This is a genomic window from Nocardia sp. NBC_01388 (assembly GCF_045040085.1).
In the GTDB taxonomy this organism is placed as follows: domain Bacteria; phylum Actinomycetota; class Actinomycetes; order Mycobacteriales; family Mycobacteriaceae; genus Nocardia.
This window is the reverse complement of sequence record NZ_CP109553.1, coordinates 3,358,286-3,378,984: the sequence shown is the minus strand read 5'-3', so window position 1 is coordinate 3,378,984 and position 20,699 is coordinate 3,358,286. Positions and strand designations below refer to the sequence as shown.

Sequence of the window (20,699 nt, the reverse complement as noted above, 5' to 3'; positions counted from 1 at the left end):
ACTGCGGCGAGGGTATTGTGATTCTTCACGACAATGTGAATTCCACTGTGCCGCAGCAGTAGTCCTGCCGGTCGTCGTATCAGTCGCCCGTAATCTCCTGGCGCGGCAGGGCGGCCAACGTGGCCAGGGCATTGAGAAATCCCTGCCGATCGGCGGCGGGCAGTCTGTCCAGCAGCCGGTTCTCCCGAGCCTGGATATCGGCCTGCGTGGCGTCCCGCAGCCGCCGCCCCGCCGGAGTCAGGGTGAGCACCCGGGCGCGGCGGTCGGCGGGATCCGGATCGCGTTCGATCAGTCCGCGCTCCTGCAGATCGTCCAGCACCGCGATGATGCGGGTCTTGTCCGCGCCGATCTCCTGTGCGAGCACACCCTGCCCGCGCGCGGGCCCCTCGTGCAGGTGCAGCAGCACGATATACGCCCACATGCTCAGACCGTGCGCGTCGAGGACCGGCTGCTCGGCCGCCATCAGTGCACGGGCGAGCGGCGCGAGCATCGCTGCCAGATCCGGGCGGGGTGTCGTCATGCGGACAAGATTATGCGGCCCTCCGGTGTGGTTGCTCGATGGTGTCGCCCGCGCGGGTGAGAACTTCGTCCGGATCGAAGCGCTCTGCCCGCCACGAGTCGACGCCGATGCCGACCCGCCCGCGCCAGGCCCGCACGATCTCGGTGTGTACGGGCCAGCGCACGAAGCGCCGCATATCCTGCTCCGACTCCCACACCGAGATGGATCCGCCGCGGCGCTCGGCGGGCCTGCCCCAGAGCCAGAGCCCCACCGCGCCCTGCATGACCGGCCAGGTGCGGCCCAGTTCGAAGCCGGTTTCGTAGATAGTGCGGGCCTCGTCATCCGATTCCGCCAGGAAGTCCGTCACGCTGACGAAGACCTCCCCGGAAATATCGTGGTGCGGGCCGGGACTCCACGGCATCAGTACGGTGCCTTCGGAGAAGGGTGCCGATTTAATACGCATGAACAGACGATAAGCGCACGCGTATTAAAGTTGCAATGGCCGATTTCCCGCTTCAGCGGAAAGCGCCGATGACGTACTTCGCCCAGTCGGCGTAGCTGGTCGCCGGCCGGCCGAGTACGCGTTCGACATCAGGGCTCACCGTCTGCTCTTCCGGAGTCGGTTCGCCGAGGATCAGAAGTGTGTGATCCACAACGGATTCCGGCATGAACCGGAGCATGTTGGACCGGGCCTGGTCCGATGTCAGTTCGACAAATCGCAGCGGCTCGCCGAATGCCGCGGCCACCGCCGCGGCCTGTTCGCGCGGCGTGATGACCGCCGGGCCGGTCAGTGTGTATACCTGCCCGTTGTGCCCGTCCTCCCTGAGCGCGGCCGCCACCACCGCGGCGATATCGAACGGCGCCACCACCGGCAATCCGATATCGCCGAACGGCGCCGGGATCATCCGGCCGGTGCGTACCGGTTCGATCCAGGCGAAGGTATTGCTGGCGAACCCGGCGGGGCGCACCGCTGTCCACTCCAGATCCGAAGCCGCCAGGGCCTTTTCGAACGCGATCGTCCTGGCGTACGCCGGACTCTCGGGCCGCGTCACGGCGCCCTGCGACGAGAGGAACACCACCCGCCGAATGCCCTGTGCGGCAACGGTGTCGAGCAGCTCTTTCGGATCCGGCCCGGTCACCAGCTGCTCTCCGGTAATGAGCAGGAACAGCGTATCCGCCCCGGTCACCGCCGTCGCGAGGCTGCCGAGATCGCCCACATCGCCGCGACGGTGCTCGACACCCTCCGGCAGATCCACCGGCTTCTCGCCTCGCGATACGGCGACGACCTTTTCGCCCGCTTCGGTGAGCAGTCGCACCACAACACTGCCGACATTGCCCGTTGCGCCGGTTACCACGATCATGTGTCTCACTCCTGAGTTAGTTGGCTGACTAAGAAGAATCGTAGACCATCCTTCGACCGGTTGTCTATAGTTAGTTGTGTGACTAACTCAGTGGCTCGCGGAGCGGGGAAACGGGAGCGCCTGGCCGATGCGGCCGCCAAGGTCTTCCATGAGCAGGGCGTGGAGAAGACGACTATCGCCGATATCGCCCGGGTGGCGGAGGTTCCCGTGGGGAACGTCTACTACTACTTCAAGACCAAGGATCAGCTGGTCCAGGCGGCGATCGGTGCGCATGCGCGCAGCCTGCACGAGATTCTCCCGGCTCTCGAGCAGGTGGAAGCGCCGGCCGAGCGTCTCAAGGCGCTGGTCGAGGGCTGGGTCGGGCAGCGCGATCTCGCCGCCCGATTCGGTTGTCCCTCGGGCACTCTCGCGACCGAGTTGGACAAGCGCACCGACGGGCTCGACCGGGAAATGGCGGCGGTGATGGGGGAGCTGCTGACCTGGATCGAGCAGCAGTTCGCGGCCATGGGGCGCGCGGACGCCCGGGAGCTGGCGGTCGCCCTGCTGGCCTCGTATCAGGGAATCTCGCTGCTCACCAATACTTTCCGTGATCCGGACATGATGGCGACGGAGGGCCTGCGACTACAGCGCTGGATCGACTCGCTGGTCTGAGCGCCGGTCAGTGGTGTGCCGGCTGGGCCGCGCGCACACTCCAGCGGCCGTCCTCGCGCACGATGCGCACCGGGTGATCGAAAGCGGCGCCGATGTGTTCGCTGGTCACCACGTCATCGACGGTTCCGCTCACCAGCGCCTGCCCGTCGCGCAGCAGCATGGCGTGCGTGGTGCCCGGGGGCAGCTCCTCGAGGTGGTGTGTCACCAGCACCGAGGCCAGCTCCGGATGTGCGCGCTGCAGTATGTCGAGCCGTTCCAGAAGTTGTTCGCGCCCAGCGAGATCCAGGCCGGTCGCCGGTTCGTCGAGCAGCAGCAGGCGCGGATTGGGCATGAGCGCCCGGGCGATGAGCGCGCGCCCGCGCTGGCCCTGCGACAGGATCGGCCAGGGCGCATCGTGGCGGTGCGACAACCCGAGCAGTTCGATCAAGCGCTCGGCCTCGGCGAGCTGCTCGGCGGACGGTTGCCAGCGCGGCACCAGCTCGGCGGTATTGGTGATGCCGGTGAGTACGACCTCGTGCACCGTGAGCGGGCTGCGTGGCGTATGGCGCGGGTCGACATGCCCGATGGCCGTGCGCAATTCGCGCATATCGACGCGGCCGAGTCGTTTGCCGAGCACCTCGACCGTGCCGCGGGTGGGATGTTCGAAGGCCCCGAGCATGCGCAGCAGAGTGGTCTTGCCCGCACCGTTGGGCCCCAGCAGCGCCCAGTGCTCGCCCGATCGCACCGTGAGCGAAACCGCTTGCAGGAGAAGGTTTCCATCCCGCACGACATCGACCGCATCGACCTGGAGCACCGGGAAGTCGTTCATACGCCCACGATAGCAACTCCTCAGACAAGTTGAGGAGTGGTTTCCGGCACAAAAATAGCGGTAAATCTGCTGTGTAGTCTGGCGATATGGCGATCGAGGCGGTTCTCTTCGACTTCTCCGGCACGGTTTTCCGATTGGAGGACTCGGAACTCTGGGCGATAGATCTGACCGATGCGGACGGCAGGCCACTGGACGCGCACGAGGTCGCCGCCGTCATGCGCGCCATGACCGCACCCGTGGAGCAGTTCGTCGATTTCGACGAGGCGGGTCAATATGCCTGGGACCGAAGGGATCTCGACCCCGCCCTGCACCGTATCGCCTATCTGCAGGTGCTCGAGCGCTCCGGCGTGCCCGAGGTGCCGGCGAAACAGCTCTACGAGCGCATGCTCGACTGGCAGGCGTGGTCGCCCTATCCCGATGCCGGCGAGGTTTTCCGAGCGCTGCACGAACGCGGTGTGCCGGTGGGCGTGGTCAGCAATATCGCCTGGGACATCCGCCCGGCGTTCACCAGTCGCGGCTGGGATCGATATATCGGCGATTTCGCCCTATCCTTCGAAATCGGCGCCATGAAGCCTGATCCGCGCATCTTCGAATCCGCGCTCGCGGCGCTCGGTGTGGCGGCCGAGAACGCCCTGATGATCGGCGACAGTGTTGAGGCGGACGGCGGCGCGACGGCTCTCGGTTGTGAATTCGCCCTGGTCGAGCCGATTTCGACGGCGGATCGCCGGACCGCCCTGCGCGATATTCTCGTCGACCGCGGGTTGATCTCTGTACCCTTCTAAAGATCCAGACTGGCAGGTTTGTGTCACGCGACACACTTGCTATCGATAGTTTGTCGATATATCGTCGATAACGTCAAGTACAACGACGAACCTTTAGGAGCACACCATGGAAAACATGGAGAACTTTGACAACAGGGGCCGCGGGCCCTGGCGGCGACTGCGAGCGGAAGACCAGCAGGGCCCCGAACATCCGCGGATGCGACGTGGTGGCGGCCCGTTCGGTGAACGTGGTCCCCGCGGCGAGCGCGGCCCGCACCGGCACGGCCACGGTCGTGGCTTCGGCCCGGACTTCGGTCCCGGTGGTTTCGGCCCGGGCGGTTTCAGCGCCGGACCCCTCGGCCGCGGTCGCGGTCGCGGTGGACGCGGGCGTCGTGGCGATGTGCGCGCGGCCATCCTCCTGCTACTGGAGGACCGCCCCATGCACGGCTACGAGCTGATCCAGCAGATCCGCGAGCGCAGCCAGGACGTCTGGCGTCCCAGCCCGGGCTCCATCTACCCCGCGCTGGCACAGCTCGAGGACGAGGGTCTGGTCATTATCGAGAAGGTGGCGGGTCGTAAGACCGCCAAGCTCACCGAGGCCGGCACCGCCTACCTCGAGGAGAACCGCGCCGATCTGGGCGATCCCTGGCAGGACGTCAAGGACGGCGTCGGCGATCAGGCGCTCGATCTGCGCGGGCTGATCGGTCAGCTGATGGGTGCGGTCGCACAGGTCGCTTCGGTCGGCACGCCCGAGCAGGCGGCCAAGGCCGCGGAGATTCTCACCGAGGCGCGCCGGTCTTTGTACCGGATCCTCGCCGAAGACGACACACCCGAGAAATAGTGTGTGCGCAACACCTCGAACTGGTGTGCATTGTGACTGTTCACAAGAGATCATTCCTGTATGGGAATTCGGTCGAGTCGGATGCGAAAGCCGCTGTTGCGCAGCGTCGCACCGGTCGGGGTCATGATGTTGGGGATTATCGCGGGTGTCGGTGCGACACCGTGGGAAACCGGGGTGGCCGCGGCCGCGCCCGCGCTACGACCGATCGAGGTGCCCAGCGAAGCCGGGCCGCCGCAGACCGAACATCTGGCAGCGGCCCGGTATCTCAAAGAACATCCGGACGCGGCACCGTCCGGGTCGAATGACTTCGGCTGCAAGCCGAATGCCGACCACCCGCGTCCGATCGTGCTCGCGCACGGCACCGACTCCTCGGCCTATTCCGACTGGTCGGCCCTGAGTCCCGTACTCGCGCAGGCCGGTTTCTGCGTCTTCGCGCTGAACTACGGCGGCAAGGTCGGCGGGGACAGCTTCGGCACCGAGGATGTCTGGGCGAGTTCCGCGCAGATCGGCGATTTCGTCGATCAGGTGCTCGCCGCGACCGGCGCCGCGCAGGTCGATATGGTCGGATTCTCGCAGGGCGCCAGCGTCACTCGCTACTACATCAACAAACTGGGCGGTGCGCCCAAGGTCGGCCAGTGGGTCGGCATGGCCTCGCCCAGTTACGGCGGCGTCATGTACGGGCTGGTGCCGGTGGCCGATAGAGTCCCGGTGCTCTACGAGGTCGTGCAGCAGGCCACCTCGCTCGCCGCGATCCAGCAGGCGGCCGGCTCGCCGTTCATCAACGACCTCAATGCCGGCGGTGACACCGTCCCCGGTGTGCGATATACGACAATCGGCAGCCGCGTGGACGAGATGATCCAGCCGTTCGCCAATATCGCGCTACACGGTGAGGGCGCCACCAATCTGGTGCTGCAGGATATGTGCTCGACCGATCTGACCGGGCACTTCCACATGGTCTACGACCCGTATGTGCAGCAGATGGTGCTCAATGTCCTCGATCCCGCGCATGCCGTGCAGCCCACCTGCACCGCCGTCGCGCTGGGTACCGGCATCAGCGATGTGGTGCTGGCCGCACATTCGTGAGCCACCTCAGCCCGGTGCGTGGCGTGGCGGCTTCGTCTTATCCGTAAAATGAGACGACCGCATTCATTCGCACCGGGAGTTGCCCGTGACCATCCAGCCTGTCCGCCTGTTCGGCGATCCGATCCTGCGCGCTCGCGCGGCGGAGGTCGAGACGTTCGATCCCCAGGTGCGCCAGCTGGTGACCGACCTCGTCGACACCATGTACGAAAGCGGGGGCGTCGGTATGGCGGCCCCGCAGATCGGGGTCGGGTTACGTGTCTTCGTCTACGACACCGGTGATGCCCAGGGACATTTGATCAACCCGGTTTTCGAGGTGGTCGGTGAGCAGACGCAGATCGGGCCCGAAGGCTGCCTGTCCATCCCCGGCGTGCGTGAGGACGTCGTGCGCGCGCATACGCTGATCGCGCGCGGTGTCGATATGGACGGAACCCCGGTCGAATTCCGCGCCGAGGGCCTGCTGGCCCGGTGCGTGCAGCATGAGACCGACCACTTGGACGGTGTGCTGTTCCTGCAGCGGCTGGCGCCCGAGGTTCGCAAGGAAGCGATGCGCACGCTGCGTGAATCGTCCTGGTTCTCCCAGGGGATCACCGTGCTGCCCGCGTCGGAAATCGGTGGGGGCCGTCGCGCCCGGGAACGGAGCAATTGATGCGCCTGGTTTTTGCCGGCACCCCCGAACCGGCGGTGCCGTCGCTGCGCCGGCTCATCGAATCCGCGAACCACGAGGTGGTGGCGGTGGTGACGCGGCCCGATGCGGTCGCCGGGCGTGGGCGCAAGGTCACCCGTTCGCCCATCGGGCTGCTCGCGGACGAGCACGGCATTCCGGTGTTCACGCCGAAGCGGCCGTCGGAGCCCGAATTCATCGATCAGCTGACCGAATTGGCGCCGGACTGCTGTCCGGTGGTCGCCTACGGCGCGCTGCTGCCCGAGCGGGTGCTCGAGATTCCGCGGTACGGCTGGATCAATCTGCACTTCTCGCTGCTGCCCGCCTGGCGCGGCGCAGCCCCGGTGCAGGCGGCCGTTCTCGCGGGTGACCAGATCACCGGCGCCTCCACCTTCCTTATCGAGAAGGGTCTCGACACCGGTCCGGTCTTCGGCACCGTCACCGAGGCTGTGCGCGCCACCGATACCTCCGGCATCCTGCTCGAGCGCCTCGCCGAAAGCGGTGCGCACCTGCTGGAATCCACCCTCGACGGGGTGGAAGCCGGTGCCCTGCAAGCGGTTCCGCAGCCACTGGAGGGCGTGTCGTACGCCTCCAAGGTGGAGGCGGAAGCGGGCCACATCCGCTGGGATGAGCCCGCCCTGGCCATTTCTCGCCGAATCCGCGCGGTCACCCCGAATCCGGGCGCGTGGACGGAGGTCGACGGTAAACGTGTCAAGCTCGGCCCGATCGAGATGGTGGAGGAGACCCTCCCCGAACGCGAGATCGAGGTCCGCAAGTCGGGCGTCTTCATCGGCACCGCCACCACAGCCGTCCGCCTCATCGAGGTGCAACCCCAAGGAAAACGCATGATGCCAGCCCTAGACTGGGCCCGCGGCGCCCGCCTCCAGCCCGGCGCGGTGGTCGAATGACCCGCCCCGATCGGGGAGAGGCCACCGGCGACGATCGCCGCGACAAGCCCGCCACCGGGCAGTCCCGCGGCCCGCGAAAAGACACCGCGCGCACCGCGAACGACCGCTCCCGCACCAATACCGGAGCCCGTCCCGTCACCGGCGACCGCCGCGTCACCGGGGCTCGCCCCGCCGGCAACGACCGTCCCGTCACCGGCGACCGCCGCCGCGGCGATGCCGATTCCGGCCGCCCGCGCAAGGCCGCGGACAGCGGCGATTCGCGCACCGGCGGCAGTGCCGGGCGTCCGGCGTCCGGCGACCGCCGCGACGCCAAACCCCCCGCCAAGCTGCCGCGCCGCGATTGGCGTCCGAAGCCGGACACCGCTCGCGCACCGAACGCGGACTCCCGCAAGACCTCCGGTGAGCGCGCTCGCAGCGACTCTGGCAGCCCGCGCCGCAGCGCCGACGGCCGCGAGTCGCGCCCGACTCGGACTGTCGGCAATGACGTGCCGACCTCCGGTGGCCGCAGTGCCGACGCACGCGAACCTCGGACCAGCGCCATTCGTGGCGCCGCCAACGACAGCCGTGGGAGTGACCGCGAACGCTCTGCGCCACAGGGTGATCAGCCTCGCCGGTCGGCGTCGGCGAGTTCCTCTGCGTCGCGCGCCGATCGGAGCACCTCCACTGTCGGTCAGCGATCCGCTGATCGGGAGCGTTCCGAGCCTGCTCACAAGGACTCCGCTCGCAGTGGTGACGCCCCCTCCACGGGCAAGGGCGCTTCCCGGTCCGTACCGGTCGGCCAGCGCAACGCGGCTGCGGGGCAAGGGAACTCGCAGCGATCCGATGCTGCCCGCGGCACCAGAACTCGGGGTGCCGGCGCGCGGTCGGATGGGAGCGATCGCGGCGAGCGGGAATCGGCTGGGGCGCAGGCGGATCGGGGTCAGGGATCCGGTGTGGTGAGTCGTGGCAAGGTCGCCCGAGGACGGATTGCGGCCAAGGGCGACTCGAAGCGGACTACCGCTGCCGGTAAGCAGGGGGATCGCGGGGATCGAGGCGCCGAGGCCGCGCAGGGGTTGGATCCGGTGCGGGTTGTCGCGCGGGACGTGTTGCGGGCGGTGCGGGAGCGGGATGCGTATGCGAATCTTGTGCTGCCGGGGCTGCTTCGGGAGCGGAAGATCAGTGGGCGGGATGCGGCGCTGGCCACCGAGTTGACCTATGGGTCGGCGCGGTCGCTGGGGTTGCTCGATGCGGTGATCGCGGCGGGGGCCGGGCGTCCGGTCGACGAGATCGACGGGCCGCTGCTGGATGCGCTGCGGTTGGGCGCTTATCAGCTGCTGCGGACTCGAATCGGTGCACATGCCGCGGTGGATACCTCGGTGGCGCTGGTGCGGGCCGAATTCGGCATCGGGCGGGCCGGTTTCGTGAATGCGGTGCTGCGACGGGTGGCGGAGAAATCGGCCGAGCAGTGGGTCGAGGCGCTGGCGCCCAAGGATCCGCTGGGGCATATGGCGTTCGAGTTCGCGCATCCGGTGTGGATCGCACAGGCGTTCGCGGATGCGCTGGGGGAGCGGGCCGGTGAGCTGCGCGAGGTGCTCGCGGCCGACGATGCCCGTCCGATCGTGCATCTGGTGGCGCGTCCGGGCGAAATGAGCGCGGAGGAGCTGGCTTTGGTGACCGGCGGCGAGGAAGGCCGCTGGTCGCCGTATGCCGTCTACCTCGACAGCGGTGATCCGGGCAAGCTGGAACCGGTCCGCGACGGCCTTGCCGGTGTGCAGGACGAGGGCAGTCAGCTTGTTGCCCTGGCCCTTACGCGCGCTCCCCTGGAAGGCCCGGACGGTGGCCGCTGGCTGGACCTGTGCGCCGGTCCGGGCGGCAAGGCCGCCCTGCTGGGTGCGATCGCCGATATCGACGGCTTCCGCATCGATGCGGTGGAACCCGCCGAGCATCGCGCCGAACTGGTCCGCCAGTCGACCCGCGGCATGCCGGTCGATATTCACGTCGCCGACGGTCGCGACAGCGGCCTGACTCCGGGGTACGACCGCGTTCTGGTCGATGCCCCCTGCACGGGCCTGGGCGCGCTGCGCCGTCGCCCGGAGGCACGCTGGCGCCGGCAGCCGTCCGATGTGGGCGATCTGGTGAAATTGCAGCGCGAATTGCTCTCCGCCGCATGGGATTTGGTGCGTCCGGGTGGCGTGGTCGTGTACTCGACCTGCTCCCCGCATCTGGCGGAGACGGTATCGGTGGTATCCGATATGGTCCGCCGCACCGGTGCGGAGCAGCTCGATTCTCGTGAGTTGCTGCCCGGCGTCCCGGATCTCGGTGACGGTCCGGCTGCGCAGCTGTGGCCGCACCGCCACGGCACCGACGCCATGTTCGTCGCCGCGCTGCGCAAGCCCCTCGCGTAACGCGGTGTAGCCCCTCGCGTAACGCGGCATAGGACTGAATGAGGTCCGCACCTATCGGTGCGGACCTCATCTGTCAGGGTGTCGGCCGCCAGGACACCCACACGCCCGCGCGCGGCACCTGTCGGCAGTGGATGGCCATCCACTGCGGTCGCGCACCGGCGTCCGGTCCCCGATCGGTGCGCCCGAGCATGCAGGTGCCGTCGACATCGGGCACCAATTCGACTGTCTCACCATTGATCTGGAGAAACCGCTGCGGTGATCCACCGCCGCGCACCACCACGGAGCTGATCGACAGATCGGCAATGTGGAAACAGCACCACCACTGCGCCTCCGCCCGAATCCGCTGCACCGTGCGCGATACCGAGACCGACTGCCGCAGCTGCGCCAGCGCCCGGAATTTGTCGGCGGGCGTGAAATCGCCGGCGTCCTCGGAACCCGGGCACAGCACCGCCGAAGTGTCGTCCGGGTACCGGTAACCCGGATCCACCTCACCGCGCCAGCGCATTTCGGCCATCCGCGTGGTGATCGGCAGTCCGTGCCACTCCTCATCGCACCAGGGATGCGGGCAGCGCGGAAAATCCGGATCGCCGTAGTCGTAACCGGTGTGCGGTTCCCCGTCGGCCAGCTGCTCGCTCACGAGCTGGTCGATCTGATTCACAATGTGCTGATCGCGGTGCTGCGTCATGTGTCCCGCCCGATTGCGGTACGTGCCGAGAGACGTTGATCGTCGCACCGGTGCGAGTACCTGGCAAGCCCATAACGGGCGGGGCCGCGGAACTATTCGCGTGTCGTCTGCTCCCGCAGGCGGGCAAGGGTTTTCGCCAGAATCCGGGAGACGTGCATCTGCGAGATCCCCATCTGCTGAGCGATCTGCGTCTGCGTCATGGATTCGAAGAACCGCATGGTGAGAATGCGCCGCTCCCGCTCGGGTAGTCCCGCCAGTAGCGGCCGGATCGCCACGTACTCCTCGACCCGATCGAACTGCGACTCCTCCTCACCGAGGGTGTCCAGTAGCGAGGCCTCGGTATCGCGGCCCACGGACACCGCGTCGATCGAGGCGGGCTGGTAGGCGTTCCCGGCAATGACGGCCTGGGTCACCTCGTCCGCGTCGATGCCCAGCTGTGCGGCGATCTCCTTGGCGGTGGGGGAGCGGCCCAGCTGCTGCGAGAGCGCGTCGATGGCCGCGCCGATGCGTAGATGAGTTTCCTTGACCCGTCGCGGAACTCGCATGGCCCAGGTGTTGTCACGGAAGTACCGGCGGACCTCACCCATAATGGTCGGCACCGCGAACGACAGGAAGTTGGAGCCGCGGCTGACATCGAACCGATCCACCGCGTGCACCAGCCCGACGCGCGCCACCTGGGTGAGATCGTCGAACGGCTCGCCGCGTCCGGAGAATTTGCGAGCGATGTGGTCCGCCAGCGGGATACAGCGGTTGATCAGCTCACCGCGCAGCGCGGTGCGCCGCGGAGATTTCGGATCGGTGGCCGCCAGCTGTTCGAACAGTGCCGACACATCGTCGTATCCGGAGCCGCTGCGCGCGACCTCCTCGGCGAGCTCTTCGGCTTCCTCGGCATCGACCGTTTCGTCGGCGGCGTCCTCGGTTTCGGCAGCCGCCTCGTTCTCGACGACTGTGCCGTTCTCGGTTGTCTCGGCGGCAGTGCTGTTTTCGGGTGAGCCGGGCTGCTTTTCTTCGGGAGATACGAACACGATGTCCTCGTCGGCCACTACGCCTTCCCCCGGACCCGCCGGAACTCAACCGTCGTCGGGTATCCGGAGATTGCGGGGTCGAACTCGCCCTGAGCGGCGGTCACCTCATCGGAGAGGGTGCGCAGCACATGCCAGCCGAAGCTGCGCTGATCCGGCATCCCCTCGGTCTTGGCCACACCACTGACCCGTACCACCAAATCCGTATCGCCCACGATGAACACACACTGCAGCGTCGTACCGGGTGCGGCCAGCGCGATGACGGTGGAGGCCGCCTCGTCGACGGCGAGGCGGATATCGGCGACTTCGTCGAGGGTGAATTCGCTGAGCAACACCAGGGTTTCGGCGAGTCCGCGCACGATGGGCAACTGGGAGACGGAGGCGGCAACACCGATCTCGACCGGTGTGGCCCGCAGCCCTTGCTCCGCCGAAATGTTGATCACCTGCACTAGGCTACCCATTCCACCGCGCGGCAATCAGCGCATTCGCCGCGATCGCCGGCTCGTGGGTAGCTCGCGACCGTACCGAGACCGGGCATCACCGGTCTCGTCGATCCGCGGCGGCGGTCCCGTTAGACTGCCGCGTGTGTGCACTCCTTCCTCCCCCTTCGCGCGGCCCGCGCCCATGATCGCGCCGTCCATCCTGTCCGCCGATTTCGCGCGACTCGGTGACGAGGTGAAGGCCATCGAGGGCGCCGACTGGGTGCACGTGGATGTCATGGACAACCACTTCGTCCCGAACCTGACCCTGGGGCTGCCGGTGGTGGAAAGTCTGTTGCGGGCCACCGACATTCCGCTGGACTGCCACCTCATGATCGACAATCCGGAGCGCTGGGCGCCGGGTTATGCGGAGGCGGGCGCGTACAACGTCACCTTCCACGCCGAGGCCACCGACAATCCGATAGCCGTGGCGCGCGATATCCGCGCGGCGGGTGCGAAGGCCGGGCTGTCGGTCAAGCCCGGCACTCCGATCGAGCCGTATCTGGAGATCCTGCGCGAGTTCGACACCCTGCTGGTCATGAGCGTCGAGCCCGGCTTCGGCGGGCAGTCCTTCATCGCCGAAGTGCTGGACAAGGCGCGCACGGTGCGCCGCCTGGTTGACGCCGGCGAGCTGCGCCTGGTGGTGGAGATCGACGGCGGCATCAATATGAACACCATCGAGCAGGCCGCCGAGGCCGGAATCGATTGCTTTGTCGCCGGTTCCGCCGTGTACGGCACCGCCGACCCCGCCGCCACCGTGGAAGCACTGCGGCAGCGGGTCATCGCGGTGGAAGCCTCAGCGGCGAAGTAGCGCCTCGACCACCGTTTCCAGCGGCGGCACCGAACTGACCGTCTCCGGCGGCTGAATCCAGGTGCGGTATCCCGTCCGTTCGTCATCGGCGGACGGGAGTACGACCTGAGCGCCCGCACAGGCGACGGTGGCATAGGCCCGGAACAGTGCGGCGGCGACCGAGGCGCCGAGGGTCTCCGGCCGGACCGGACCGGTGATGAAGGTCCAGCGCCGTGCGCGCGGGTGATGAACAACCGGCCCGGCCAGATCGGCCTGCGCGAGTCGCTTTTGCACTCTTTCGCCTAGTTCGGCGGGCATTGTGATGGCTCCGTAACGGCTGCCTATCTCGAGTAATATGTGTCGTGACGTCGGATCGATCGATGCCGGCAGATGAAATTCGCGCCGGTACTGCACGCAGCGAACTTCGAGCGTGGTATCGAGAAGCGTGGTCACGCTGCACTCCCAATTGTGTTGTAGTCCACCTGGATCCGACCCGCGAGGGGGCGGGACTGCTCGCGGAGAAGTTGAACGGTAGGAATCAGCTGCATAACAATATTGCGTCCATTTCCGCCGATGCGCAAGATTCTGGTGTGAGCGAGTCGTGAATTGGGTAGGGCGGATTGATTGCGCCCGGGTGGACAATTCGCAAAACTGGGAAATTCCGAATTTTCAATTGGGTATCCCGCGTAATTCGGCGAATTCGCCCACTCCCGGTCGGCTTCTACCCTCTCGTGGCGTCCCGCGGTACCGAACCCACCAGTGAAGTAGGCCGCATGTCGTCTACGACCCGGCGTCGTTAGGCTGGTGGCGGACTCGCGTCCATCGGGAATACCGCCGGTGGTCCGGGCTGTTGGCGCAAGCAGGGGCCCGGTACGTGGCCCCGGGTGACAGGGAGAGGCAGGGCATGTTCACAGGCATCGTCGAGGAGCTGGGCGAGATCGTCGCCACCGAGCAACTGGCCGATGCGGCCCGCCTCACCATTCGCGGCCCGCTGGTGACCTCCGATGCCGGACACGGTGATTCGATCGCGGTGAACGGCGTCTGCCTGACCGTGGTGGACCAGCAGGTCGCCGGTGATGTCTTCACCGTGGATGTCATGGCCGAGACGCTCGACCGCTCCAGCATCGGCGGCCTCGCGGTCGGTTCCCGGGTGAATCTGGAACGCGCCGCCGCCGTGAACAGCCGCCTCGGCGGTCATATCGTGCAGGGCCATGTGGACGGCACCGGCACCGTGCTCTCGCGCACCCCCTCGGAGAACTGGGAGGTGGTGCGAATCTCGCTGCCCGACAGCGTCGCCCGCTACGTCGTCGAGAAGGGCTCCATCACCGTCGACGGTATTTCGCTGACCGTCTCCGGCCTCGGCATCGCCGCGGAGGCGGCCGCCGACGGCAGCAAGGACTGGTTCGAGGTCTCGCTGATCCCCACCACGCGTGCGCTCACCACGCTTGGGTCCGCGCCCGCCGGTACCACCGTGAACCTGGAGGTGGATGTGATCGCCAAGTACGTCGAGCGACTCGTCCAGCGCCGATGACTACAGCGCGGGTGCGCCGATGACCACAGCGCGGAGGAGCACAGCGACGCCGGAGGCGGCGCAAATTGGACGCTGGCTTACTGTAGGTAGGCACCTAATTCGAGATGGAGCACAACAGACGTGACCAGGTTCGACACCATCGAGCGCGCAGTCGCCGACATCGCAGCCGGTAAGGCCGTTGTCGTCGTCGACGACGAGAGCCGGGAGAACGAGGGCGACCTCATCTTCGCAGCGGAGAAGGCGACACCCGAGCTGGTGGCCTTCATGATCCGCTACACCTCCGGCTACATCTGTGTGCCGCTCACCGGCGAGGACTGCGACCGCCTGGGCCTGCCGCCGATGTACGCGGTCAATCAGGACAAGCACGGCACCGCCTACACCGTCTCCGTGGATGCCCGCGAGAACATTTCCACCGGTATCTCCGCCGCCGATCGCGCCACCACCATGCGGGTGCTCGCCGATCGCGCCTCCAAGTCCGATGATCTGACCCGTCCGGGTCACGTGGTCCCGTTGCGCGCCAAGGACGGTGGCGTGCTGCGCCGCGCCGGGCACACCGAGGCCGCCGTGGATCTGGCCCGCATGGCCGGGCTCAGCCCCGCCGGCGTCATCTGCGAGATCGTCAGCCAGAAGAACGAAGGCGATATGGCGCGCACCGAGGAGCTGCGCGTCTTCGCCGACGAGCACGATCTGGCGCTCATCTGCATCGCCGACATGATCTCCTGGCGGCGCAAGCACGAAAAGCATGTCCGCCGTGTCGCCGAGGCCCGCATCCCGACCGCGTTCGGTGACTTCAAGGCCATCGGCTACGAGAGCGAATACGACGATTCCGAACATGTCGCGCTGGTCCTGGGCGATATCGCCGGCGCCGACGGCAAGGGTGAGGACGTGCTGGTGCGCGTGCACTCCGAATGCCTGACCGGTGATGTGTTCGGTTCGCTGCGCTGCGATTGCGGTCCGCAGCTCAACGCCGCGCTGAAGCTGGTCTCCGATGAGGGCCGCGGCGTGGTGCTGTACATGCGCGGCCACGAGGGCCGCGGCATCGGCCTCATGCACAAGCTGCAGGCCTACCAGGTGCAGGACGAGCAGCAGCTCGACACCTACGACGCCAATATCGCCATCGGCCAGCCCGCCGATGCCCGCGACTACGGCACCGGCGCACAGATTCTGGTGGATCTGGGCATCACCTCCATGCGGCTGCTGACCAACAATCCGGATAAGCGCGCGGGCATCGAGGGCTACGGTCTGAGCATTACCGAGCGCGTGCAGATGCCGGTTCGCGCCAATTCGCACAACCTGCACTACCTGCGCACCAAGCGCGATCGTATGGGTCACGACCTGGTCGGCCTGGACGATCTGGATCTCGGCGACACCGCGATCTGAATCGCACCGACGGATAACGAGAAGGGCGGAAACCGATGAGCGGCACGGGCGTACCCACGTTCGAGCTCGCCGATGCCAAGGACCTCAAACTTGGCATTGTCGCGTCGCGCTGGCACACCACCATCTGCGACGCGCTGGTGGCGAACGCCGAGAAGACGGCGCGCGAGGCCGGGGTCGGCGATATCACCGTGGTCCGCGTGGCGGGCGCCATGGAGCTGCCGGTGGTGGCGCAGGCGCTGGCCCGCACGCATGATGCGGTGGTCGCGCTGGGCGTCGTGATCCGTGGTGGCACACCGCATTTCGAGTACGTGTGTGATTCGGTCACCGCCGGTCTGACCCGGGTGTCGCTGGACGAGGGCACCCCGGTCACCAATGGCGTGCTCACCGTCAATACCGAGCAGGAGGCCCTGGACCGCGCGGGTCTGCCCGGTTCGGTGGAGAACAAGGGGGAGCAGGCGTCCGCCGCTGCCCTGGATGCCGCGCTGACCCTGCGCGACCTGCGTCAGACCGTCTAGTCATGCCTGTCGTCCGGATCTGGAAACGGGATGGCGGGGCGGAGGAACCGCGCCGCACGCCCGATACGTCCGCGGCGTCCGCCCAATCGAAGGCCGGTGAATCCGAAGTGTCTGGCACCGAAGTGTCCGGGGTACAGTCGAAGTCGACTCCCGAAGGCGACGAGACCGGCGGCCCCGCGCCATCCGGTGCGCAGTGGGATCTCGAGGTGCGGCCGCAGCACGCGATCATGACCTCCCGGATTATCGCGGCGGTGCTGTTCCTGGCGTTCGCCGTAGGCGGGATCTTCATGAGGACGGGTTCGACCGGTGTGAATTTCCGGCTGGCCGATCAGCTCGCGCTCATCCTGTTCGGCCTGCTGCTCGCGGGTTCGGTGCTGATGCTCACGCGGCCCCGAGTGCGGGTCGGCAAGCAAGGTGTCGTTGTACGGAACATCCTCGGCGACAATGAATTCGGCTGGCAGGATATTCGCGGCATTTCGTTCGCGGACAAGAAGTCCTGGGCGCGACTGGAATTGGTGCACGACGAATACGTGCCCATGATGGCCATCCGCACCAATGACAAGCTGCGTGCGGCCGCCGCCATGGATCGCTTCCGCGAGCTGGGCGCCAAATACACCGCAAGCAATCCGGCCTGAACTTCCGGCATCACGCCGCTGCTGACAAAACATGCTGCCCATCACCTGAGAGGTGATGGGCAGCAGTGTTTTCCGGCTCCGGTGCGGATCCCTGTTCTAGTGCGTATCCCCGAGGACAACGCCCTCGCGGCGCGGATCCGCACCGCCGGTCCAGCCGTTTCCGTCCCGGACCAGTGCGGACAGCCCGCTCGACTGCGGGTCCACCGAAACCTGGTGACCGAGCCTGCGTAACTGCTGCACGAGCGGGTCGTGATCGCCGTGATCGCTGGTATCGATCGCCGGATGCTCACCGCCCAGGCCCGTGACCGGGGAGTTGGCCGCCCCGAAGTCCACCATCGACACCGCCTGCTGCGGATCCAGACCCCAATCCAGCAGGGCCACCAGGGTTTTCACCACGAACTGAATGATGACCCCGCCGCCGGGCGAGCCGGTGACATAGGTGAGCGGCCCGCGCGAACCGTCGGCGGCGCGATCGAAGACCAGCGTCGGGGCCATCGAGCTGCGCGGCCGCTTACCCGGACCGATGCGATTGGCCACGGGCACACCGGCTTTGTCGAGCGGTTCCGCCGAGAAGTCGGTCAGCTGATTGTTCAGCACGATGCCGTCGACCATGTGGAAGGCGCCGAACGCGGACTCCACCGTGGTCGTCATGGACGCGGCATTGCCGTACTTGTCGACGATCGAGATATGGCTGGTGCCGTGCTCGGGTTGCTGCGGGCCGGTGCCGAGCGGCACCGGCCCGAAGTCGCCGGGCTGTGCGGTGCCCATGCTGTGATTCGGGTCGATCAGCTTCGCGCGCTGCTTCAGATAGTCCGGGTTCAGCAGTGCCTGCGGCGAATTGCCCGGCAGCGGAATGAAATCCGAGTCGGCGATGTACTTGTCGCGATCGGCGTAGGCGAGCCGCTCGGCCTCGGAGATGAGGTGCACGGCCGCGGCGGTCGGCTTACCGCCATTACGGGCGGCATCGCTGTCGCCGGTGCTGTCGGCCGGCTTCATTGCGGACAGGTCGAAGTTGGACAGTATGCCCATGGTGGCCTCGACCGTCAGGCCCCCCGAGGACGGGTTCGGCATACCGCAGATCTCGTGCGTGCGATAAGGCGAGCACACCACCGTGCGCTTCTTCGCCTGGTACGCAGCAAGATCCGCGAGGGAGGTGAATCCCGGCGTGCGCCCGCCGGAGCCGGTGGCGATGGTATCGACGATATCCGCGGCCACCGCGCCCTTGTAGAAGGCGTCGGGGCCATCGGTGGCTATCGCCGAGAGGACCTTGCCGATGGCCGGGTTGGTCAGCGTGGTTCCGGCGGGCTTGGCGGTCCCATCGGCCCGCAGGAAGTAATTGCGCGAGTTCTCGTCCCGCGCGAGATCGGCAGCGGAGTCGGCGATCTGACTCGCCAGGCGCGGCCCGATCTCGAACCCCTGATCGGCCATGGAAATGGCCGGGGCGAACAGGTCGCGCCAGGGTTGCCTGCCGTGGTCATTGTGCTCGAGTTCGAGCAGCCGCAGCACGCCCGGTGTGCCGATGGACCGCCCGCTGGCCCGCGCGGTGGGTTGCGGTGTGGTGCGGTCGGTATCGCTGATCCAGCGCAGGTAATCCTGCGTAGCGGCCTGCGGCGCGGTTTCGCGGCCGTCATAGGCGTCGATCTGCTTGGTCGTCGCGTCGTAGTAGAGCAGGAATGCGCCGCCGCCGATTCCGGTGGCCTGCGGCTCCACCAAACCGAGCACGGTCTGCGCCACGATGAGCGCGTCCGCGGCCGTGCCGCCGTCGCGCAATACCGTGCAGGCCGCCTCGGTCGCCACCGGATTGGCGGTGGAGACCGCGAAGGTATTGGTGTGCACGGGCTTCATCCCGGTGCGATAGCCCGTCGCGATCTCGGGGTTCAGGCTCAGATTCGTGCTGGTGGGGCCACTGCCCGTGTCCGCGCTGAGGGGAGTGCCGTTGGGGGCGGTGGCACAGGTCGCCTGCGCTGTGCCCGAATCGGACCCGCAGGCGGTGGTCAGCCCGAGCAGGAGCAGGGCGGCGCCGGCGCCGCTCCAGATATGCCTTCGCATGCGCCTCATGGACGGACCTTAACGCCGGGGCGCGGCCCGGGCCGGGGTTTGAACCCCCCGCAATGGGAATGCTCCGTCGGGTGAACAGGAACTTTCCCAGCTCGGAGCGGCGATGTGGCTCGCAGCTGATCGCAAGGTACTCTCGGACGGCCCAATACACGATTGCGGAGGGTTAACCGGCGTATGACCGAGATCCGGACACAGGCCACAAACCTCACTGCCGAGGACAGCGGCTATCACAAGGCCCTCAAGCCACGGCAGTTGCAGATGATCGCCATCGGTGGCGCCATCGGAACCGGACTTTTCCTCGGTGCGGGCGGACGCCTGCACACCGCGGGACCGACGCTGTTCCTGGTCTATCTGATCTGTGGCGTCTTCGTCTTCTTCATTCTGCGGGCACTGGGGGAGCTGGTCCTGCACCGCCCGTCCTCGGGCTCGTTCGTCTCCTACGCGCGCGAGTTCTTCGGGGAGAAAGCAGCTTTCGTCGCGGGGTGGATGTATTTCCTGAACTGGTCCATGACCGGCATTGTCGATACCACCGCTGTCGCAACGTATCTGCACTACTGGGGACCGTTCCAGCCTGTCGCGCAATGGATTCTGGCCCTGGGCGCGCTGATCATCGTGCTGAGCATCAACCTGGCGTCGGTGAAGTGGTTCGGCGAGATGGAATTCTGGGCCGCCATGATCAAGGTGCTCGCGCTGGTCACCTTCCTGGTGGTGGGCACCGTCTTCCTGGCAGGTCGCTTCCAGGTCGAGGGCCAGAGCACCGGATTGCGCATGGTGAGCGATGCCGGCGGTTGGTTCCCCACCGGCATCCTGCCGCTGATCACGGTCACCTCGGGTGTGGTGTTCGCCTATGCCGCAGTCGAAATGGTCGGCATCGCCGCGGGTGAGACCGAGAACCCCGAGAAGATCATGCCGCGCGCCATCAATTCGGTGATCGTGCGTATCGCGCTGTTCTACTGCGGTTCGGTGATCCTGCTGGCGCTGCTGCTGCCCTACACCGCGTACAAGTCGGGGGAAAGCCCGTTCGTCACCTTCTTCGGCAAACTCGGTGTCGCGCACATGGGTTCGATCATGAACTTCGTGGTGCTCACCGCCGCGCTCTCCAGTCTGAATGCCGGTCTCTACTCGACCGGCCGCATTCTGCGGTCGATGGCGATGAACGGCAGTGCGCCGAAGTTCACCGCACGCATGTCCGGCGCGGGTGTGCCCTACGGCGGCATCCTGCTCACCAGTGCCATCGCGCTGTGCGGTGTGGGACTCAATTACGTTGTCCCCGACGAGGCCTTCGAGATCGTGCTCAATGTGGCCTCGCTGGGCATCCTGGCCTCGTGGGCCACCATTGTGGCCTGCCAGCTGAAGCTGTGGTGGTGGTGGAAGCAGGGCACCGCGGAGCGTCCGGCGTTCCGGATGTTCGGAGCCCCCTATACGGGCATTGCGACCCTGGTGTTCCTGTTCGCCGTACTGGTGCTCATGGCCTTCGATCATCCGGTCGGTACCTGGACCGTGGGCAGCCTCGTACTCCTCGTGCCCGCCTTGATGATCGGGTGGAAGTTCGCCAAGCCGCGGGTACTGGCCATCGCCGAGGAGCGGGCAGGCTACACCGGCGAGTTCCCGGTGCTGCCGCCGATTCCGATGGACGACAAGTAGTTT

General features: G+C 66.9%; 22 protein-coding genes. 13 read left to right on the top strand and 9 right to left on the bottom strand.

Going from position 1 to position 20,699, the window contains the following annotated elements:
- Positions 1-79 precede the first annotated feature (79 nt).
- Genes OG716_RS16685 through OG716_RS16675 form a run of 3 tightly spaced genes read right to left on the bottom strand, consistent with a single transcriptional unit; the run spans position 80 to position 1,860 of the window.
- The gene (locus OG716_RS16685; RefSeq protein ID WP_405138500.1) at positions 80-520 is read right to left on the bottom strand and encodes a MarR family winged helix-turn-helix transcriptional regulator; all 441 of its coding nucleotides are present in this window, start codon (positions 518-520) and stop codon (positions 80-82) included.
- A 10-nt stretch (positions 521-530) separates the two neighbouring features.
- A complete protein-coding gene (locus tag OG716_RS16680; protein ID WP_405138499.1) occupies positions 531-962 on the bottom strand; it encodes a hypothetical protein in 432 nt (143 codons plus the stop codon).
- Positions 963-1,014: 52 nt separating this feature from the next.
- A complete protein-coding gene (locus OG716_RS16675; RefSeq protein ID WP_405138498.1) occupies positions 1,015-1,860 on the bottom strand; it encodes an SDR family oxidoreductase in 846 nt (281 codons plus the stop codon).
- 78 nt (positions 1,861-1,938) lie between these two features.
- On the opposite strand from OG716_RS16675, the gene OG716_RS16670 reads away from it, so the two are divergent.
- Positions 1,939-2,511 (top strand): TetR/AcrR family transcriptional regulator, encoded by a 573-nt coding sequence (locus OG716_RS16670; RefSeq protein WP_405138497.1) that lies wholly within the window; start codon positions 1,939-1,941, stop codon positions 2,509-2,511.
- 7 nt (positions 2,512-2,518) lie between these two features.
- On the opposite strand, the gene OG716_RS16665 is transcribed toward OG716_RS16670, so the two are convergent.
- Positions 2,519-3,319 carry an ABC transporter ATP-binding protein gene (locus tag OG716_RS16665; RefSeq protein ID WP_405138496.1) on the bottom strand — a complete coding sequence of 267 codons (801 nt, stop codon included), beginning with the start codon at positions 3,317-3,319 and terminating at the stop codon, positions 2,519-2,521.
- An 86-nt stretch (positions 3,320-3,405) separates the two neighbouring features.
- Here OG716_RS16665 and OG716_RS16660 point away from each other — a divergent pair, with 86 nt between their 5' ends.
- From OG716_RS16660 to OG716_RS16635, 6 genes are all read left to right on the top strand, one after another.
- Entirely contained in the window at positions 3,406-4,101 is a 696-nt protein-coding gene (locus OG716_RS16660) for an HAD family hydrolase (protein WP_405138495.1), read from the top strand.
- Positions 4,102-4,207: 106 nt separating this feature from the next.
- Positions 4,208-4,921, top strand: a complete 714-nt coding sequence (locus OG716_RS16655) for a PadR family transcriptional regulator (protein WP_405138494.1) — start codon at positions 4,208-4,210, stop codon at positions 4,919-4,921.
- Between the two features lie 123 nt (positions 4,922-5,044).
- Positions 5,045-6,004 carry an esterase/lipase family protein gene (locus OG716_RS16650; RefSeq protein WP_405139719.1) on the top strand — a complete coding sequence of 320 codons (960 nt, stop codon included), beginning with the start codon at positions 5,045-5,047 and terminating at the stop codon, positions 6,002-6,004.
- A gap of 85 nt (positions 6,005-6,089) precedes the next feature.
- Entirely contained in the window at positions 6,090-6,650 is a 561-nt protein-coding gene (gene def / locus OG716_RS16645; protein ID WP_355120218.1) for a peptide deformylase, read from the top strand.
- Positions 6,650-7,573 (top strand): methionyl-tRNA formyltransferase, encoded by a 924-nt coding sequence (fmt, locus tag OG716_RS16640; RefSeq protein ID WP_405138493.1) that lies wholly within the window; start codon positions 6,650-6,652, stop codon positions 7,571-7,573. Before def ends, fmt begins: the two co-directional genes overlap by 1 nt.
- A 932-nt stretch (positions 7,574-8,505) precedes the next feature.
- A complete protein-coding gene (locus tag OG716_RS16635) occupies positions 8,506-9,957 on the top strand; it encodes an RsmB/NOP family class I SAM-dependent RNA methyltransferase (protein ID WP_405139717.1) in 1,452 nt (483 codons plus the stop codon).
- Positions 9,958-10,030: 73 nt separating this feature from the next.
- Here OG716_RS16635 and OG716_RS16630 read toward each other — a convergent pair whose 3' ends face one another.
- The 3 genes from OG716_RS16630 to OG716_RS16620 form a co-directional block, all read right to left on the bottom strand.
- Positions 10,031-10,642 (bottom strand): hypothetical protein, encoded by a 612-nt coding sequence (locus tag OG716_RS16630; protein ID WP_405138492.1) that lies wholly within the window; start codon positions 10,640-10,642, stop codon positions 10,031-10,033.
- 92 nt (positions 10,643-10,734) lie between these two features.
- On the bottom strand, positions 10,735-11,685 hold the full coding sequence (locus OG716_RS16625; protein WP_405138491.1) for a SigB/SigF/SigG family RNA polymerase sigma factor: 951 nt from the start codon (positions 11,683-11,685) through the stop codon (positions 10,735-10,737).
- The gene (locus OG716_RS16620) at positions 11,685-12,107 is read right to left on the bottom strand and encodes an anti-sigma factor (protein WP_405138490.1); all 423 of its coding nucleotides are present in this window, start codon (positions 12,105-12,107) and stop codon (positions 11,685-11,687) included. Before OG716_RS16620 ends, OG716_RS16625 begins: the two co-directional genes overlap by 1 nt.
- A 181-nt stretch (positions 12,108-12,288) precedes the next feature.
- Between OG716_RS16620 and rpe the strand changes: the two genes are divergently transcribed.
- Positions 12,289-12,954 carry a ribulose-phosphate 3-epimerase gene (gene rpe, locus OG716_RS16615; protein WP_355121266.1) on the top strand — a complete coding sequence of 222 codons (666 nt, stop codon included), beginning with the start codon at positions 12,289-12,291 and terminating at the stop codon, positions 12,952-12,954.
- On the opposite strand, the gene OG716_RS16610 is transcribed toward rpe, so the two are convergent.
- Complete coding sequence (locus OG716_RS16610; protein ID WP_405138489.1) at positions 12,940-13,251, bottom strand: hypothetical protein; 312 nt, start codon at positions 13,249-13,251, stop codon at positions 12,940-12,942. The two genes, rpe and OG716_RS16610, sit on opposite strands and share 15 nt — an antisense overlap.
- Positions 13,252-13,837: 586 nt before the next feature.
- On the opposite strand from OG716_RS16610, the gene OG716_RS16605 reads away from it, so the two are divergent.
- The 4 genes from OG716_RS16605 to OG716_RS16590 all read left to right on the top strand — a co-directional run bounded on the left by OG716_RS16605 (position 13,838) and on the right by OG716_RS16590 (position 16,994).
- Complete coding sequence (locus OG716_RS16605; protein WP_405138488.1) at positions 13,838-14,464, top strand: riboflavin synthase; 627 nt, start codon at positions 13,838-13,840, stop codon at positions 14,462-14,464.
- A gap of 120 nt (positions 14,465-14,584) precedes the next feature.
- Positions 14,585-15,844 (top strand): bifunctional 3,4-dihydroxy-2-butanone-4-phosphate synthase/GTP cyclohydrolase II, encoded by a 1,260-nt coding sequence (locus OG716_RS16600; RefSeq protein WP_355120204.1) that lies wholly within the window; start codon positions 14,585-14,587, stop codon positions 15,842-15,844.
- 35 nt (positions 15,845-15,879) lie between these two features.
- Positions 15,880-16,359, top strand: coding sequence for a 6,7-dimethyl-8-ribityllumazine synthase (gene ribH, locus OG716_RS16595; protein WP_327145697.1), 480 nt, complete (start codon positions 15,880-15,882; stop codon positions 16,357-16,359).
- A gap of 2 nt (positions 16,360-16,361) precedes the next feature.
- A complete protein-coding gene (locus OG716_RS16590) occupies positions 16,362-16,994 on the top strand; it encodes a PH domain-containing protein (RefSeq protein ID WP_405138487.1) in 633 nt (210 codons plus the stop codon).
- 96 nt (positions 16,995-17,090) lie between these two features.
- On the opposite strand, the gene OG716_RS16585 is transcribed toward OG716_RS16590, so the two are convergent.
- Positions 17,091-19,052, bottom strand: a complete 1,962-nt coding sequence (locus tag OG716_RS16585; RefSeq protein WP_405138486.1) for a gamma-glutamyltransferase family protein — start codon at positions 19,050-19,052, stop codon at positions 17,091-17,093.
- Between the two features lie 174 nt (positions 19,053-19,226).
- Here OG716_RS16585 and OG716_RS16580 point away from each other — a divergent pair, with 174 nt between their 5' ends.
- Entirely contained in the window at positions 19,227-20,696 is a 1,470-nt protein-coding gene (locus OG716_RS16580) for an amino acid permease (RefSeq protein WP_405138485.1), read from the top strand.
- The last annotated feature ends 3 nt before the right edge of the window (positions 20,697-20,699 follow it).